The organism is Lawsonibacter sp. LCP25S3_E2 (genome assembly GCF_052117285.1).
In the GTDB taxonomy this organism is placed as follows: domain Bacteria; phylum Bacillota; class Clostridia; order Oscillospirales; family Oscillospiraceae; genus Lawsonibacter.
This window is the reverse complement of record NZ_JBQKJL010000008.1, coordinates 60,111-75,510: the sequence shown is the minus strand read 5'-3', so window position 1 is coordinate 75,510 and position 15,400 is coordinate 60,111. Positions and strand designations below refer to the sequence as shown.

The following is a 15,400-nucleotide window of genomic DNA, read 5'->3' as shown; positions in this document are numbered from 1 at the left end:
TACTATACAAGAAATCTTGAAAAAAGACAATCCCCTTCCCTCATTGACTTCCGATAAATTACCCTGCATAATAATGTAGACGGTAATTCAAAACAAGGAGCGGTAGGAAATGGAATTTTATGCCACGCTGGGCAGCGCATGCACCAAACCCGCTGTCCTGGATCACATGTTTCGGGCGGGCATGACCGGCGCCCGGTTGAACTTGTCCCACACTACACTCTCCCGGTGTACCTCGTTGCTGAAAGACGGCTTTTGGCCCGCCGCAAAGCGCGCGGGCCTTCCAAAGGCCCACCTGATTTTGGACATGCAGGGCCCGGAGCTGCGCATCGGTGAGCTTACAAACCCCATTCCCCTCAAGCCCGGCGATATCATTCTGATGGGCGACGGCGGCATCCCCGTTCCAAAGGCGGTACTGGAACACGCAAAGCCCGGACAGGAAATCTCCATCGACGACAGCGCTCTTCTGCTCCAAGTGCGCAAGGCCAGCTCCAGCAACCTGCTGTGCAAGGTGCTCCGGGGAGGAGCTCTGCGCAGCCGAAAGAGCATGTCCCTGCCGGGGGCCCAGATGGATGCCCCCACCCTCACTCAGGCCGATCTGGACAATTTGGCCCTGGCCAGAGAATTTGGCGTCACCCATATCCTCCAGCCCTTTGTCCGTGGCCGCCATGACCTGGAAGTATTACGCCAGACGCTCAAAGACATGGGATTGGAGCATTTGAAAATCATGGCTAAAATCGAAAGCCAGCAGGGTGTGGAGCATTTGGACAGCATCATCGCCATGGCGGACGAAATCTGTATTGCCCGTGGTGATTTAGGCAACTCCATGCCCCTGTGGAAACTGCCCAGGGTACAAAAGGACATTGCCCGCCGCTGCCGGGAGCAGGGGCGGCCCTTCTGTCTGGTGACCCAGCTGCTCTGGTCCATGGAGCAGCGGCCTGTCCCAACCCGTGCGGAAGTATGTGACATTTATAACGGCGTTTTGGACGGAGCCGCCTCCCTGATGCTCACCGGCGAAACTGCCGTGGGCCGCTGGCCCGGCCAGGCCATGGAATATCTGGTCAAAACCGCCCGTGAGGCCCAGGAGGCCATGAAAGATGAGGAGTGATCGTATGGAACAGATTTTATTTGTCGATGCCTGCATGCGGGGTGAACTCTCCCGCACCAAAATGCTCTGCCGGGAATTTTTAGATCAGTATACTGCCCTGCATCCTCAGTGCCAGGTTCTGCACCGGGACCTCACCACCGCCTCTCTCCCGGTCCTGACCGGCCCTATGGCACAGGAGCGTGACGCACTCACCTCCCATGAGAAGGATCACCCCATGCTGCAGCCCGCCTTGGAAGCCGCACAGGCGGACTTGATCCTGGTGGGTGCTCCTTACTGGGACCTGACATTCCCCGCCGCTTTGAAAGTATATCTGGAGTGGGCAAGCGCCATCGGAGTCACCTTCGGCTACACGAAGGAGGGGCAGCAGGTAGGGCTGTGCAAGGCCCGTCACCTGGTATTCATCACCACCGCCGGCGGCCCCATCGGCAATTTAAATCTCGGCTATGACTACTTAAAGGCCTGGGCCAATATGGTGGGAATTTCAAATACCCACTGCCTGACGGCGGAAAATCTGGATATCCGCGGAGCAGATGTGGAGGGCATCCTTACCCAGGCCCGGCAGCAGATCGACCAGTTTGTGAAGGAGTTCGTAGGATAATCCGCAAGATCACACAAGGAAAGACGGGGCGGCCCAACTGGGCCGCCCCGTCTTTGTTCCTTATTGAATTTCCTGCCACAGCTGCACATTCCCCGCCTTTAAGGAAGCGGGTACATTGATGATACGCTGGTTGGCGGAACCCCGGAACCGAAGGCCCAAGTCCTTCTGCTCCAGCACAAAGGGCCCGTCCACCAGGATGTCCAACTGTTCCAGCAGCTCCCGGCTGTGCTCCCCCACCTTCCCGGCGGCCAGCGCCTCAAAGAGGTAGCCAGAATAACACCAGATATCCTTCTGGGGCAGCTGTGCCCGCACCTGGCGCACCAATTCCAACACCGCGGCCTGATTCTCCGGCTCAAAGGGCTCGCCCCCCAGCAGGGATAGGCCCCGGATATAGCTGCGGTCCAAAAGCTTCAGAATCTTCTCGATCTGCTTCTGACCAAAGGGGGAGCCAAAGGAGAAATCCCAGGTCTCGGGGTTGAAGCACTCCTTGCAGTGATGGGTACAACCGGAGACAAACAGGCTCACCCGCACACCGGGTCCGTTGGCCACATCCACTTTTTTGATGTCGGCGTAGTTCATGATCTTACTCCTGATGTTTTACAGGTGCAGCACCCGTGCCTTGATCTCCTTAGTCTTACCCACGTTCCAGAAATTTTCTCCCAGATAGCCGCAGGTGCGCCGGGTCACGTTCATCTTCGTCCGGTCTGTGTTGTGACAGGCGGGGCACTCCCACTGGTTATCCTCGTTGATGAGGATCTCTCCGTCAAAGCCGCACACCTGGCAGTAATCGCTCTTGGTGTTGAACTCGGCATACTGGATGTTGTCGTAAATGAAGCGGACTACATCCTTCAAAGCCTCCAGATTGTGGCGCATGTTGGGGATCTCCACATAGGAGATGCACCCGCCGGTGGAGATCTTCTGGAACTGGCTCTCAAAGGTGAACTTGTCAAAGGCATCGATGTGCTCCCGCACATCCACATGGTAGCTGTTGGTGTAGTAGCCCTTGTCGGTGACATCGGGGATGGTGCCGAAGCGCTCCTTGTCGATGCGGGCAAAGCGGTAGCACAGGCTCTCGGCCGGAGTACCATAGAGGGCAAAGCCGATGTTGGTCTCCTTCTTCCAGTCATCGCAAGCCTTGCGCAGGCGGTTCATCACCTTCAGGGCAAACTCAGTGCCTCCGGGCTGGGTGTGGCTGACACCCTTGACCAGCTTGGTCACCTCATAAAGGCCGATGTAGCCCAGCGAAATGGAGGAATAGCCTCCGTAAAGCAGCGGCTCGATGGAAGCTCCCTTGGGCAGGCGGGCAATGGCTCCGTACTGCCAGTGGATGGGGGAGGAATCGGACTTTACCTTTTTCAGGGCATTGTGGCGGCACATGATGGCCTCGAAGCAAAGCTGCAGGCGCTGCTCCAGGATCTCCCAGAATTTCGCCTCGTCCCCACCGGACAAAATGCCGATCTGGGGCAGATTCAGAGAGACCACACCCTGGTTGAAGCGGCCCTCGAACTTGTAGTTTCCGTTCTCGTCCTTCCAGGGGGCCAGGAAGGAGCGGCAGCCCATGGGGGAGAACACATTCCCCTCATAGTTTTCCCGCATCTTCTTGGCGGAGATGTAGTCGGGGTACATCCGCTTGGCGGAGCACTTGACGGCAAGCTCGGTGATGTAGTCGTACTTGCCGCCCTTCAAGCAGTTGTGCTCATCCAGCACATAGACCAGCTTGGGGAAGGCAGGGGTGATGTAGACGCCCTTCTCATTCTTGATGCCCTCCAGGCGCTGGCGCAGCACCTCCTCCACGATCATGGCGTTCTCTTCCAGATAGGGATCACCCTCCTGGAGGTTCAGGAACAGGGTGACAAAGGGGGACTGGCCGTTGGTGGTCATGAGGGTATTGATCTGATACTGGATGGTCTGCACACCGCTTTTGAGCTCGTCCCGCAGCCGGTCGTCCACCAGGCGCTCTATAGTGGCATCGTCCACCTGGCCGGCGCACTCGTAGGCAATGTGCTTACGGAATTTTTCCTTGCTCCGGCGCAGATACTTACCTAAGTGGCGCAGGTCCACGCTCTGGCCGCCGTACTGGTTGGAGGCCACGCAGGCGATGATCTGGGTGGCCACGGTGCAGGCCACCTGGAAGCTCTTGGGGCTCTCAATGAGCTTTCCATTCATTACGGTGCCGTTGTCCAGCATGTCCCCAATGTTGATGAGGCAGCAGTTGAAAATGGGCTGGATGAAGTAGTCGGCATCGTGGAAGTGGATAGCCCCTTCATCGTGGGCCTTGGAGATATGCTCGGGCAGAAGGATACGGCGGGTCAGGTCCCGGCTCACCTCTCCGGCAATATAATCCCGCTGGGTGGCGGCGATCATGGTGTTTTTATTGGAATTCTCCTCGGCCAGCTCCTGGTTCTCATTGCGCAGCAGGGAAAGGATAGAATCATCGGTGGTGTTCTGCTTGCGCACCAGGGCACGGGTATAGCGGTAGATAATATAGGTCTTGGCCAGATGGAATTTGTTGCGCTCCACCAGCCCTTGCTCCACCAGGTCCTGAATGTCCTCCACCAACATACGCTGGCGCTTCATGGCCTCGATGCCGTCAATAATGGCATGGATATCTTCCAGGCTCAGCCGCTCCTTTTCAGGGACCTCGGCATTGGCCTTTTCAATGGCAGTGACGATTTTGCTGCGGTCGTAATCCACCACAGTTCCGTCTCTCTTAATGACTTTCATGTCGTTCTCCTCTCCCGGTTCACAGGGGTATTCTTCGCTGGGGCAGGTGCCCCGGCGGACAAGTCCAGGTGGCATTATAGCACACCCCCCTTCCTTTGTCTACCGCCATACATACTATATCTTGTGCTTAACATAATCACTTTTCGTCTGAAATACAAAATATATAGTGTGATGTTTTTCCCGTTTTTTCCCCGGCCTGCTGCAGGTTTCTCGGGCTTTCGGTTGCTCCTCCGGGAAAAATATGATATACTTCCTTTTGAATTTCAGCAAATTGCCCACAGGAGGTATCTATGCCAGAAACACTCGCCATCGCCATGAGCGGCGGTGTGGACAGTTCCGCAGCCGCCTGCCTTCTTTTGGAGCAGGGATATGGGCTGGTGGGACTGACGATGAAGCTCTTTTCCAGGCCGGGAGATATCTGGCATGACGGAGAGGACGCCCAGGCCGTGGCCCGGCAGCTGGGCTTTCCCCACCACATGGTGGATCTCTCCCCCTGCTTTTGCACCCAGGTCATGGACACCTTTGCCGCCGCCTATGAAGCCGGCTGCACCCCAAACCCCTGCGTCACCTGTAACCGGCACATCAAATTCGGCGCCCTGCTGGACCGGGCGCTGGAGCTTGGATGTGAGAAGCTGGCCACCGGCCACTACGCCAGGGTAGAATATGACGCCGGTTCCGGGCGCTATCTGCTCAAAAAAGCCAGCCGCCCGGAAAAGGACCAGAGCTATGTGCTCTCCACCCTCACCCAGGCCCAGCTCTCCCGGACGCTGCTCCCGCTGGGGGGCCTCTCCAAAGAGGAGATCCGGGACATCGCCCACAGCCGGGGTCTGGTCACCGCTCACAAGAGTGACAGCCAGGATATCTGCTTCATCCCCGACGGAGACTACGGGGCCTTTATCCGTTCCCACACCGGGAAGCAGTACCCCGCCGGCCCCTTTGTGGACGAGGAGGGCAGCTTACTGGGGCAGCACACAGGCATCATTGACTACACCGTGGGCCAGCGCCGGGGGCTTGGAGTCTCCTCCAACCACGGCCGTCTCTATGTGAAGGAGATTCGCCCCAAAGACAACGCGGTGGTCCTCTCCGGCAACGAGAGTCTCTTTGCCCGTTCTCTCACCGCCGGAGACCTCAACCTCATCCCCTGCGCCCAGCTGTCCGGCCCCGTCCGGCTCCGGGCCAAAATCCGCTACCGTATGGCCGAGCAGCCCTGTACGGTAGAGCAAACCAGTGCCAGCACCATTCATCTCACCTTTGACCAGCCTCAGCGGGCAATCACCCCCGGTCAGACCGTCGTGCTTTACGACGGGGACACTGTGGTGGGGGGAGCCGTTATTTTGAAAGGAGAAACCGAACCATGAGCCAAAAGAAATATAAAAAGCGCAAGCACAGCGCCACGGTCAACGCCAAGCGCCAGGCGGAACAGGAGCGCATTGCTGACGAAAAGGACCGGGCCCGCAAGCGTATGGACCCCACCGCCCGCACGCTGCTGTTGGTGGATCTGGTCTTTCTGGCTGTGATTTCCTTGCTGGATATGAACCAAATGCTCTCGGCAGCCGTCAGTACCATTGCCACCATCGTTGGGCTGATTTTGCTGATTGCGGCCCTTTGGTTCCAGTTTGGCAAGAAGGACAAATTCGGCCGCTCCGGTCCTAAGCTGTAAACAGGATAATTTTGTTGCTTTTTTATCCCGTTTGGTTTATGATGAGGGGTACTGATTCCTTTTATTAAGGGGATATGCCATACATGAGGAAAGATATGATCCTGCCCGGTTTGGCCCTGGCAGGCGGGGCAGCCGGCTTTGCCCTGCGCAAATGGCAGCTAAGCGCCGCCTTCCATCCGGAAACCGGACTGTTTACCCACGGTGCCCCCGCTACCTACGCCCTGCTGGGACTCACCGCGGTACTGATTTTATTGTTTTTGCTTGCAATACAGACAACCAAACAAGTCCCCCAGGATTTTCTGCCCGCCTTTGGAAGCCCCGAAGCGGGCCAGATGACCGTTTGGGCCGCAGCGGGTCTGCTGTTTTTTGCAGCGGGTCTGGTCAATCTGATGGAGGGTGCACAGATGCTGCAGCTGTGGCAGGCTACCCCCGCCCTTGACCGTGACCCCACCCAGTTTACCCTCACGGCAGCCCGGCTGCTGTGCGCCCTGCTGTGCCTTCCCGCGGGAGCTGGGGTATTGCTCATGGGCCGCAGCGCCTATCGTTGGGAGCTGCCCGACTTTTTAGGGTATCTGGCCCCCATGCCCGCCTTTGCAGGCCTTCTCTGGCTCTTCTCCACCCATCTGGAGCATGGCACGCAGCCGGTACTGATGAAGTATGGGTTTGCTCTGGCCGCAGCCGCGTTTCTTATGCTGGGACACTACTATGTGGCTGGCTTTCTCTTTGACCGCCCCCGTCCCCGCAGGAGTCTGTTTTTTGCTCTGAGCGGCGTGGTGCTGGGGCTCACCTCCCTGGCCGACGGTCTCAGTCTGGGGACCTGTGTGCTCACGCTGGCCTTTGTTCTCTCCGCCCTGGGCTTTGCCCGAGCTTTGCTGGTGGGCGTCGGCCCCGGCTGGGAGGAGCGAATGCCCTCTGGGGCGGAGGATTGTGAAGACAGAGAAGATTCGGCTCAATCATGATAGAATTGGAGGTTTCCTCACCATGGAAAAAAAGCGTTTTTATATTACCACTCCCATCTACTACCCCAGCGATAAGCTGCACATCGGCCACACCTACTGCACCGTAGCCACCGATGCCATGGCCCGGTATAAGCGCCTATGCGGCTATGACGTACTGTTTTTGACCGGCACCGACGAGCACGGCCAGAAGATCGAGGACAAGGCCAAGGAGGCCGGCGTCACCCCCAAGGAGTTTGTGGACAAGATCGTCACCGGCGAGCGGGGGGTACTGGACCTGTGGAAGCTGATGAACATCTCCAACGACCGCTTCATCCGCACCACCGATGATTACCACGTCTCCGCCATCCAGAAGATTTTTAAGAAAATGTATGAGAATGGGGACATCTACAAGGGCAAGTATGTAGGCAAATACTGCAAGCCCTGCGAGTCCTTCTGGACCGAGAGCCAGCTGGTGGACGGCAAGTGCCCTGACTGCGGACGGGAGGTCCAGGACGCGGAGGAGGAAGCCTACTTCTTCCGTCTGAGCAAGTACGCCGACAAGGTGCAGCGCCTGCTGGAGGATACGGACTTCCTGGAGCCCCGTTCCCGTGTCAATGAGATGGTGAACAACTTCATCAAGCCCGGCCTGGAGGACCTGTGCGTCTCCCGCACCAGCTTCACCTGGGGCGTGCCCGTGGACTTTGATCCGGGCCATGTGGTCTATGTGTGGGTGGATGCCCTCTTTAACTACACCACTGCTCTGGGCTTCCTCAATGACAAGTACGATGACTACGAGAAGTTCTGGCCCGCTGATGTGCACTTTGTGGGCAAGGAGATCGTCCGTTTCCACTCCATCATCTGGCCCGCCATGCTCATGAGCATGGGTATGCCCCTGCCCAAGAAGGTGTTTGGCCACGGGTGGCTGCTGCTGGACGGCGGCAAGATGTCCAAGTCCAAGGGCAACGTGGTAGACCCCTATATCCTGGCGGAGATGTTCGGCGTGGACGCCCTGCGCTTCTTCCTGCTGCGCACCTTCCCCTTCGGCTCCGACGGCAACTTCTCCAACGAGGCCCTCATCAACACCATCAATGTAGACCTGGCCAACGACCTGGGCAACCTGCTCTCCCGCACCGTGTCTATGGTGGGCAAGTACTTTGACGGCACTCTGCCTGCCAACCAGGCCGAGGACGCCGAGAAGGACGCCGAGCTGGTGGAGCTTATCTCCTCCCTGCGCACCCGTTATGAGGAGCAGATGGAGAAGTTTGCCTTCCAGAACGCCCTGAGTGAGATCTTCAAGGTCATCTCCCGTGCAAACAAATATATTGATGAAAACGCCCCCTGGGTGCTGGCCAAGGACATGGAGGCCAATGGTCCCCGCCTGGCCCGTGTAATGTATAACCTGCTGGAAGTTCTGCGGGTGTGCGGCATTCTCCTCACTCCCTTCATCCCCGATTCTGCCGGCAAGGTGCTGGATCAGATCGGCGCCTGCGAAGGCTGCCGCACCTGGGAGAGCGCGGGCGTATACGGCTCCCTGTCCTCCACCGCCACTGTGCAGCGCGGGGAGAACCTCTTCCCCCGTGTGGACATGGAAAAGGCCCTGGCTCAGTTGGAGGAGGCTGCCCAGGCCGCCAAGAAAGCCGCTCTGCCCGACCTGGAGCTGGAGCCCCAGCTCACTGAACAGGTTGATTTTGACACCTTCTGCAAGTCTGACTTCCGGGCTGTGAAGGTAAAGGCCTGCGAAAATGTGAAGAAGTCCAACAAGCTTCTGAAGTTTACCCTGGATGACGGCACCGGCACCGACCGGCAGATCCTCTCCGGCATTGCCCAGTACTATAAGCCCGAGGAGCTGGTGGGCAAGACTCTGGTGGCCATTGTCAATCTTCCTCCCCGGAAGATGATGGGCCAGGAGAGCTGCGGTATGCTCATTTCCGCCATCCACACCGAGAAGGGTGAGGAGAAGCTCAACCTGCTTATGATCGACGACAAGATCCCCGCCGGCGCCAAGATGTGCTGATCGGGATATAAGCCCCATTTCCCGGCGAAGCCATGTGCTTCGCCGGGATTTTTTATGTTAGTGTTTGGTTAAGATTTTAAAACATTTTTTACAAACAACTCCCGTTTATGCTTCAGAACATAACTTTTTGCTGCATGTCAGATGGATTTTAGCCGTATTTTTATGGAATTATCCCCTATGCAAGTTTCTCTCTTTCCTGTATGATAATAGTGGTATCGAAAGAATTGAAAATTGAATTTCCACAGGAGGAATTTCTATGTTTTCAAAACGGAAAACAAAAATCATCTGCACGCTGGGCCCCGCCGTGGACAATGAGGACATGATCCGCACCCTCATCCGCACCGGCATGGACGCGGCCCGCTTTAACTTTTCCCACGGCAGCCACCCGGAGCACCTGCAGCGGCTGAATCTGTTGAAATCCGTCCGGGACGCCATGGGCCGCCCGGTGGCCACCATTCTGGACACCAAGGGCCCCGAGATCCGCATCAAGACTTTTGGGGAAAAATCCATCTCACTGGAGGCGGGGGACACCTTTACGCTCACCACCCGTGACGAAGTGGGAGACCAGTCTCATGTCTCCGTTACCTACGCCAACCTCCACCAGGAACTTCAGAAGGGCCAGGAGGTCCTGATTGACGACGGCCTGGTGGCTCTGCGCGTGGAAGAAATTCAGGGGCAGGACATCCGCTGCACCGTGGAAAACGGCGGCACCCTGTCTGCCAACAAGTCCATCAATATTCCCGGCGTTCATATCCATCTGCCCGCCCTTACGGAAAAGGATGTGGCTGACATTCGCTTTGGCGTGGAGAATGACTTTGATTTCATCGCCGCCTCCTTTGTCCGCCGGGCCGCCGATGTGGAGGCGGTCCGTCAGGTGCTCCATGAGTGCGGCGGGGACGAGGTAAAAATCATCGCCAAAATCGAAAACCAGGAGGGCGTAGACAACATCGACGAGATCCTCTCTGCTGCCGACGCCATCATGGTGGCCCGCGGTGACTTGGGCGTAGAGATTCCCGCCGCCCGTGTCCCCATTCTTCAAAAGAAAATCATCCGCAAGGGCCTCCAGGCAGGCAAGCCTGTCATCACCGCCACCCAGATGCTGGACTCCATGATGCGAAACCCCCGTCCCACTCGGGCCGAAGTGTCCGACGTGGCCAATGCCGTCTTTGACGGCACCAGCTGCGTCATGCTCTCCGGTGAGACCGCCGGAGGCAAGTATCCCGTAGAGGCTCTGAGCGCCATGGCCGGCATTGTGCAGGAGGCAGAGCACTCCATCCACTACTGGCGTCAGTTCCAGAAGCAGCGTGTGGTCCCCGCCAGCAACATCAACGACGCCATCACCCACACCTGCTGCCTTACCGCCATGGACCTGGACGCCAAGGCCATTCTGGCCGCCACCAACTCCGGCCGTACCGCCCGGATGATCTGCCGCTTCCGCCCCGCCTGTCCGGTTGCCGCCCTCACCATGAACGAGAAGGTCCGCCGCCAGCTGAACATCTCCTGGGGCGTCATTCCCTTCCTCACCGGAGAGGTCACCTCCACCGACCGGATCTTCTCCCTGTCCGCGGAAGTGGCTTTGAAAGAAGGGCTGGTGAAAAGCGGGGACACCGTGGTCATCACCGCCGGTGTGCCTCTGGGTAAGAGCGGTTCCACCAACCTCATCAAGGCACAGATCATTGATGAGGACGCCATGTAATCCCTTCCTTTTCTATGCCTCGCTGATTCATCGTGTGGCCCCGCCTTTGGCGTGGTCACACGATTTCTTTTTTCCGGGCCCTCCTTTTTTGTATAGTTTGCTCTTGACTTTTTTACTTTTATGCGTTACACTTCAACGGTACAAAGCAACGAAGCAAGTTGCATGAGAGGAATGAACGATATGGGTATCAAACTGGGTATGCTTCTGGTGTTCTTCGCGGTCATGGTTGGGATTGGCCTCTATTGCCGCAAGAACGCCACCGATGTGAACGGCTTTGTCCTGGGCGGACGGTCCGTGGGTCCATGGCTCACCGCCTTCGCCTACGGGACCTCCTACTTCTCCGCCGTGGTTTTTGTGGGCTATGCCGGCCAGTTTGGTTGGAAATATGGCATTGCCGCCACCTGGGCAGGGATCGGCAATGCTCTTCTGGGTTCTCTGCTGGCCTGGGTCGTGCTGGGCCGCCGGACCCGGATCATGACCCAGCATCTGGACAGCGCCACCATGCCGGAATTTTTTGGGAAACGCTTTGGCAGTCCGTCTCTGAAAATTGCCGCCTCCGTGATCATCTTTATTTTTCTCATTCCCTACACTGCCAGCCTCTACAATGGCCTTAGCCGTCTGTTCGGTATGGCCTTTCACATTGACTACTCCATCTGCGTCATTGTGATGGCGGTGCTCACCGGCATCTACGTCATCGCCGGGGGCTACATGGCCACCGCCATCAATGATTTTATTCAGGGCATCATCATGATCGTGGGCATTATCGCCGTCATTGCCGCCGTACTCAATAGTCAGGGAGGCTTTCTCTCTGCCCTGGAGGGGTTGGCTCAGGTCCGTGATCCGGCTGTCTCCGATGTGCCGGGTGTCTTTGCCTCTTTCTTCGGTCCTGACCCTCTGAATCTGCTGGGCGTGGTCATCCTTACCTCCCTGGGCACCTGGGGACTGCCTCAAATGACCCAGAAGTTCTACGCCATCAAAAGCGAGAAGGCCATTGACACCGGCACAGTCATTTCCACCCTTTTCGCGGCGGTGGTCGCCGGTGGCTGCTACTTCCTGGGAGGCTTTGGGCGGCTGTTCAGCGACCAGGTGGACATTGCCGCCAACGGCTACGACTCCGTGGTGCCCACCATGCTTTCGGGCCTGCCCGACATTCTGCTGGCCGTGGTGGTCATTTTGGTCCTGTCCGCCTCTATGTCCACCCTGTCCTCTCTGGTGCTCACCTCCAGCTCTACGCTGACTCTGGACCTTTTAAAGGACCACATCGTGAAGGACATGGATCAGAAGCGTCAGGTCTTTGTCATGCGCTGTCTCATTGTGGTATTCATCGCCATTTCCGTGGTACTGGCGATCGTTCAGTACAAGTCCAACGTCACCTTCATTGCCCAACTCATGGGCGTCAGCTGGGGGGCGCTGGCCGGTGCCTTCCTGGCCCCCTTTCTCTTCGGTCTCTACTGGAAAAAGGCCACCAAGGCCGCCTGCTGGGCCAGTTTCCTATTTTCCGCGGTGGTCATGCTGGCCAATATCGGCCTCAACACCCTCTTCCCCGCCGTTCTCCGGTCCCCCATTAACGCAGGTGCCTTCTGTATGGTGGCCGGTCTCATTCTTGTCCCGGTGGTATCCCTCTTCACCCCCAAGCCAAACGCCCAAATGGTGGAGGAGACCTTCTCCTGCTTTGACCAGAAGGTGCTGGTCCGGCAGAGCCAGGCTTTGGGGGACCCCAATTAAGAGACTTTTCAAAATCGAAAACCTGTGGTATCCTGAACAAAATACCACAGGTTTTCCCTTCCAAAACAAAGGAGCATTCCATCCATGATCATTGATATTCACACCCATGTATTTCCTGAAAAAATCGCCGCTTCTACCGTGGAAAAGCTGGAGCAGATCTCCCACACCCGCTCTTTTTCCGACGGTTCTGCCCCCGGACTGATGGCCTCTATGGCCCGTGCCGGAGTGGATGCCTGCCTGGTGCTCCCCGTGGCCACCAATCCCCGCCAGGTTCCCCATGTGAACGACTCCTCCGCCCGGATGAACGACCAGGGGCCAGAGACTGGGATCTATTCTCTGGGCTGTATTCACCCCGACTTTGACGGCTGGAAGGAGGAGCTCAGCCGCATTGCCTCCCTGGGTTTGAAAGGAATCAAGCTTCACCCGGAGTACCAGGGGGTTGATTTTGACGACATTCGCTACCTGCGGATTTTAGACCGGTGCGGAGAGTTAGGCCTGATGGTCCTCTCCCACGCAGGGCTGGATGTGGGCTTCCCCGGAAAAGACAACTGTTCCCCCGCCATGGTTCTGCGGGCTATCCGTCAGGTAGGGCCGGTCAAGCTGGTTCTGGCCCATATGGGGGGGTGGCGGCAGTGGGATCAGGTGGAGGAGCTTCTCTGGGACACCCAGGTCTTTATCGATACCTCCTACGCCCTGGGCGCCATCGCCCCGTTGGACGATGGGTACTATCGCCCTGAGGAGCTGCCCCTGATGGAAGAAAAGCAGTTCGTAGGCATGGTACACAAGTTTGGCGCTGAACGGGTCCTGTTCGGCACTGACAGCCCCTGGGATGACCAGGCGCAGGCTCTCAAACGGCTGCGCGCCCTGCCGCTGGAGCCCTGGGAGCTGGAGGCTATCCTGGGGGGCAACGCCCGAAAGCTGCTGGGACTTTAAACCGTTCATTGACACAAAAGAAAGGGAAAGCCTTTTGGCTTTCCCTTTTTAGATTCCTTCTTTACCGCTTACCGGCTCCAATCCGCCTCTTCCCGCAGGGGGAGCGTACGGAAAATCTGATTCACAGCGCTTTCGTAACTGGAGCCGTTCTGGGCTTTTTTAATCTGCTTAAAGAGCTTTTCTCCCCCCTCAAAAAGGCGGAAAAAGTAGCTCCACAACTCCTTCATATGAAAAACAGCGTTTTTCTCACTGGCAAAATCCCGCAGATAGCCCTGGTAAAGGGCATCGTGAAACACCTGCAGCTCTTCCCGTGACGCCGGAGGGCCTCCCCGCGCCTTTCGAGCCAGAGCCGGGTCGGCAATCAGCCCCTGCCCCATCATCAGGCCCCGGAGCTTGGGAAACTTCTCTGCCGCCCTGGCACAGCCCTCCGCATTCACCAGTCCGCCATTATAGCACAGGGGACAGCCAATGAGGGGCAGCGCTTTTACAAACTCTTCCTCCCGTACCGGAACCTTATAATAATCCTCCCGTATCCGGGGATGGAGGATCAGCAAGGAAATCGGATACCGGGCAAAAACCTCCGCCAGAGCGGGAAACTCCTCCGGAGACTCCAGCCCCAGGCGGGTTTTCACGGAAATCGCCACCCCGCCCAGGTCGGCAGAAAAGACCGTCTCGAAAAATTCATCCAAAGCCCGAAGATCCGCCAACATCCCGGCTCCCTTTCCCTTCGCCACCACGGTGCCGGAGGGACAGCCCAGGTTCCAATTCACCTCCCGATAGCCCATCTTCCCCAGCTCTTTGACCGCCCAAATAAAGTCCTCCGCGCGTTTCGTGAGAAGCTGGGGCACCACGGGAATCCCCTCATTGGCCTGGGGCCCCACATTGCGCAGTTCCCTGGGGGTAAACACATGGTCCTGGGTGGGACTGATAAAGGGGAGGTAGTATTGGTCCACTCCGGAAAAATAATTGTAGTGGGCCCGCCGGAATTGAGGGCCGGTCACCCCCTCCATCGGGGCAAAATAGAGCTCCATGGCTTCTCCTCCTCACCAAAAAGGGCCGCGGTCACTTGACCGCGGCCCTCGGAATTTCTCTCTGCTTACAGCAGGCTGAGAGCGGCCTTGTCGCCCACCAGGATCACATCCGGGTGCATCTGAAGGATAGAAGCGGGCACATGGGGCGTGACAGGGCCGGTGAAGGCCTTCTTTACGATCTCGGCCTTGTCCTTACCGCTGACGGCCACCAGGACCTTCTTGGCCTGCATGATAGTCTGGATGCCCATGGTCATGGCCTGACGGGGCACCTCGTCGGCGGAGGCAAAGAAGCGGGCGTTGGCCTGGATGGTGGTATCGGTCAGATCGACCACATGGGTCTCCAGCTCAAAAGCGTCGGCAGGCTCGTTAAAGCCGATGTGGCCGTTGTGGCCCATGCCCAGCAGCTGCAGATCAATGGGACCCAGGGTATGGATGACCTCGTTATACCGGCGGCACTCCTCCGCGGCATTCTCAGCCAAGCCGTAAGGCACATTGGTATTGTCGGGTACAATATTTACATGGTCAAAGAGGTTGGACTGCATAAAATAGCGGTAGCTCTGGTCATGGGTGGGAGCCAAGCCCACATACTCATCCAAGTTAATGGAACGGACCTGAGAGAAGTCCAGGTCCCCCTTCTTGTACCACTCCACCAGCTGCTTATAGGCACCAACAGGGGTAGAACCGGTCGCCAGACCCAGCACACAATCAGGCTTCAGCATGACCTGAGCAGCCAAAATGCTGGCCACCCGGTGGCTCATGGCATTATAATCTTCGGTCACATAAATCCGCATGATACACACTCCTCATTCCATATTTCCAAGACTTCCCACAAGGGTCCATACTATTAAAATTGTAGCTAGGTTCAGGGCCGTTTGTCAAGGCTTTCGGTGAATTATTTTCCCTGCTCAGCACCCTTCTCCCCATGTGAGAAAGAAAATCCCGACTGGCTTTTTCTCGTCCCCTGTGGTACAATCGT

The 15,400-nt window shown here is 57.4% G+C and carries 13 protein-coding genes; 9 read left to right on the top strand and 4 right to left on the bottom strand.

Going from position 1 to position 15,400, the window contains the following annotated elements; genetic code table 11:
* Positions 1-109: 109 nt before the first annotated feature.
* Both ACTQ3R_RS08915 and ACTQ3R_RS08910 read left to right on the top strand, forming a co-directional pair.
* The gene (locus tag ACTQ3R_RS08915) at positions 110-1,105 is read left to right on the top strand and encodes a pyruvate kinase (RefSeq protein ID WP_441778781.1); all 996 of its coding nucleotides are present in this window, start codon (positions 110-112) and stop codon (positions 1,103-1,105) included.
* Positions 1,106-1,109: 4 nt separating this feature from the next.
* On the top strand, positions 1,110-1,703 hold the full coding sequence (locus tag ACTQ3R_RS08910; RefSeq protein WP_441778780.1) for an NAD(P)H-dependent oxidoreductase: 594 nt from the start codon (positions 1,110-1,112) through the stop codon (positions 1,701-1,703).
* A gap of 60 nt (positions 1,704-1,763) precedes the next feature.
* Here the strand turns inward: ACTQ3R_RS08910 and nrdG are convergent, their stop codons facing one another.
* Together nrdG and nrdD are read right to left on the bottom strand one after the other, a co-directional pair.
* Entirely contained in the window at positions 1,764-2,282 is a 519-nt protein-coding gene (gene nrdG / locus ACTQ3R_RS08905) for an anaerobic ribonucleoside-triphosphate reductase activating protein (protein WP_441778779.1), read from the bottom strand.
* An 18-nt stretch (positions 2,283-2,300) separates the two neighbouring features.
* Positions 2,301-4,427: an anaerobic ribonucleoside-triphosphate reductase gene (gene nrdD / locus ACTQ3R_RS08900; RefSeq protein ID WP_441778858.1), complete on the bottom strand. Its 2,127-nt coding sequence runs from the start codon at positions 4,425-4,427 to the stop codon at positions 2,301-2,303.
* Between the two features lie 290 nt (positions 4,428-4,717).
* On the opposite strand from nrdD, the gene mnmA reads away from it, so the two are divergent.
* The 7 genes from mnmA (at position 4,718) to ACTQ3R_RS08865 (ending at position 13,393) form a co-directional block, all read left to right on the top strand.
* Complete coding sequence (gene mnmA, locus ACTQ3R_RS08895; RefSeq protein WP_441778778.1) at positions 4,718-5,785, top strand: tRNA 2-thiouridine(34) synthase MnmA; 1,068 nt, start codon at positions 4,718-4,720, stop codon at positions 5,783-5,785.
* Entirely contained in the window at positions 5,782-6,087 is a 306-nt protein-coding gene (locus ACTQ3R_RS08890; protein WP_441778777.1) for a hypothetical protein, read from the top strand. The genes mnmA and ACTQ3R_RS08890 overlap by 4 nt, the downstream gene beginning before the upstream one ends.
* An 83-nt stretch (positions 6,088-6,170) precedes the next feature.
* Positions 6,171-7,046, top strand: a complete 876-nt coding sequence (locus tag ACTQ3R_RS08885; protein ID WP_441778776.1) for a hypothetical protein — start codon at positions 6,171-6,173, stop codon at positions 7,044-7,046.
* Between the two features lie 22 nt (positions 7,047-7,068).
* Entirely contained in the window at positions 7,069-9,039 is a 1,971-nt protein-coding gene (gene metG / locus ACTQ3R_RS08880; RefSeq protein ID WP_441778775.1) for a methionine--tRNA ligase, read from the top strand.
* Positions 9,040-9,295: 256 nt separating this feature from the next.
* Positions 9,296-10,735, top strand: coding sequence for a pyruvate kinase (gene pyk / locus ACTQ3R_RS08875; RefSeq protein ID WP_441778774.1), 1,440 nt, complete (start codon positions 9,296-9,298; stop codon positions 10,733-10,735).
* A gap of 180 nt (positions 10,736-10,915) precedes the next feature.
* Positions 10,916-12,460 (top strand): sodium:solute symporter family protein, encoded by a 1,545-nt coding sequence (locus tag ACTQ3R_RS08870; RefSeq protein WP_441778773.1) that lies wholly within the window; start codon positions 10,916-10,918, stop codon positions 12,458-12,460.
* Positions 12,461-12,544: 84 nt separating this feature from the next.
* Positions 12,545-13,393 (top strand): amidohydrolase family protein, encoded by an 849-nt coding sequence (locus ACTQ3R_RS08865; RefSeq protein WP_441778772.1) that lies wholly within the window; start codon positions 12,545-12,547, stop codon positions 13,391-13,393.
* 68 nt (positions 13,394-13,461) lie between these two features.
* Here the strand turns inward: ACTQ3R_RS08865 and ACTQ3R_RS08860 are convergent, their stop codons facing one another.
* Both ACTQ3R_RS08860 and nagB read right to left on the bottom strand, forming a co-directional pair.
* Positions 13,462-14,424 carry a tRNA dihydrouridine synthase gene (locus tag ACTQ3R_RS08860; protein WP_441778771.1) on the bottom strand — a complete coding sequence of 321 codons (963 nt, stop codon included), beginning with the start codon at positions 14,422-14,424 and terminating at the stop codon, positions 13,462-13,464.
* A gap of 65 nt (positions 14,425-14,489) precedes the next feature.
* Complete coding sequence (gene nagB, locus ACTQ3R_RS08855) at positions 14,490-15,215, bottom strand: glucosamine-6-phosphate deaminase (protein ID WP_441778770.1); 726 nt, start codon at positions 15,213-15,215, stop codon at positions 14,490-14,492.
* Positions 15,216-15,400 lie beyond the last annotated feature (185 nt).

Excerpts from the sequence above, each read along its gene's own strand:
- ACTQ3R_RS08915 (WP_441778781.1), top strand. The coding sequence starts at position 110 with ATGGAATTTTATGCCACGCTGGGCAGCGCATGCACCAAACCCGCTGTC.
- ACTQ3R_RS08910 (WP_441778780.1), top strand. The coding sequence starts at position 1,110 with ATGGAACAGATTTTATTTGTCGATGCCTGCATGCGGGGTGAACTCTCC.
- nrdG (WP_441778779.1), bottom strand. The coding sequence starts at position 2,282 with ATGAACTACGCCGACATCAAAAAAGTGGATGTGGCCAACGGACCCGGT.
- nrdD (WP_441778858.1), bottom strand. The coding sequence starts at position 4,427 with ATGAAAGTCATTAAGAGAGACGGAACTGTGGTGGATTACGACCGCAGC.
- mnmA (WP_441778778.1), top strand. The coding sequence starts at position 4,718 with ATGCCAGAAACACTCGCCATCGCCATGAGCGGCGGTGTGGACAGTTCC.
- ACTQ3R_RS08890 (WP_441778777.1), top strand. The coding sequence starts at position 5,782 with ATGAGCCAAAAGAAATATAAAAAGCGCAAGCACAGCGCCACGGTCAAC.
- ACTQ3R_RS08885 (WP_441778776.1), top strand. The coding sequence starts at position 6,171 with ATGAGGAAAGATATGATCCTGCCCGGTTTGGCCCTGGCAGGCGGGGCA.
- metG (WP_441778775.1), top strand. The coding sequence starts at position 7,069 with ATGGAAAAAAAGCGTTTTTATATTACCACTCCCATCTACTACCCCAGC.
- pyk (WP_441778774.1), top strand. The coding sequence starts at position 9,296 with ATGTTTTCAAAACGGAAAACAAAAATCATCTGCACGCTGGGCCCCGCC.
- ACTQ3R_RS08870 (WP_441778773.1), top strand. The coding sequence starts at position 10,916 with ATGGGTATCAAACTGGGTATGCTTCTGGTGTTCTTCGCGGTCATGGTT.
- ACTQ3R_RS08865 (WP_441778772.1), top strand. The coding sequence starts at position 12,545 with ATGATCATTGATATTCACACCCATGTATTTCCTGAAAAAATCGCCGCT.
- ACTQ3R_RS08860 (WP_441778771.1), bottom strand. The coding sequence starts at position 14,424 with ATGGAGCTCTATTTTGCCCCGATGGAGGGGGTGACCGGCCCTCAATTC.
- nagB (WP_441778770.1), bottom strand. The coding sequence starts at position 15,215 with ATGCGGATTTATGTGACCGAAGATTATAATGCCATGAGCCACCGGGTG.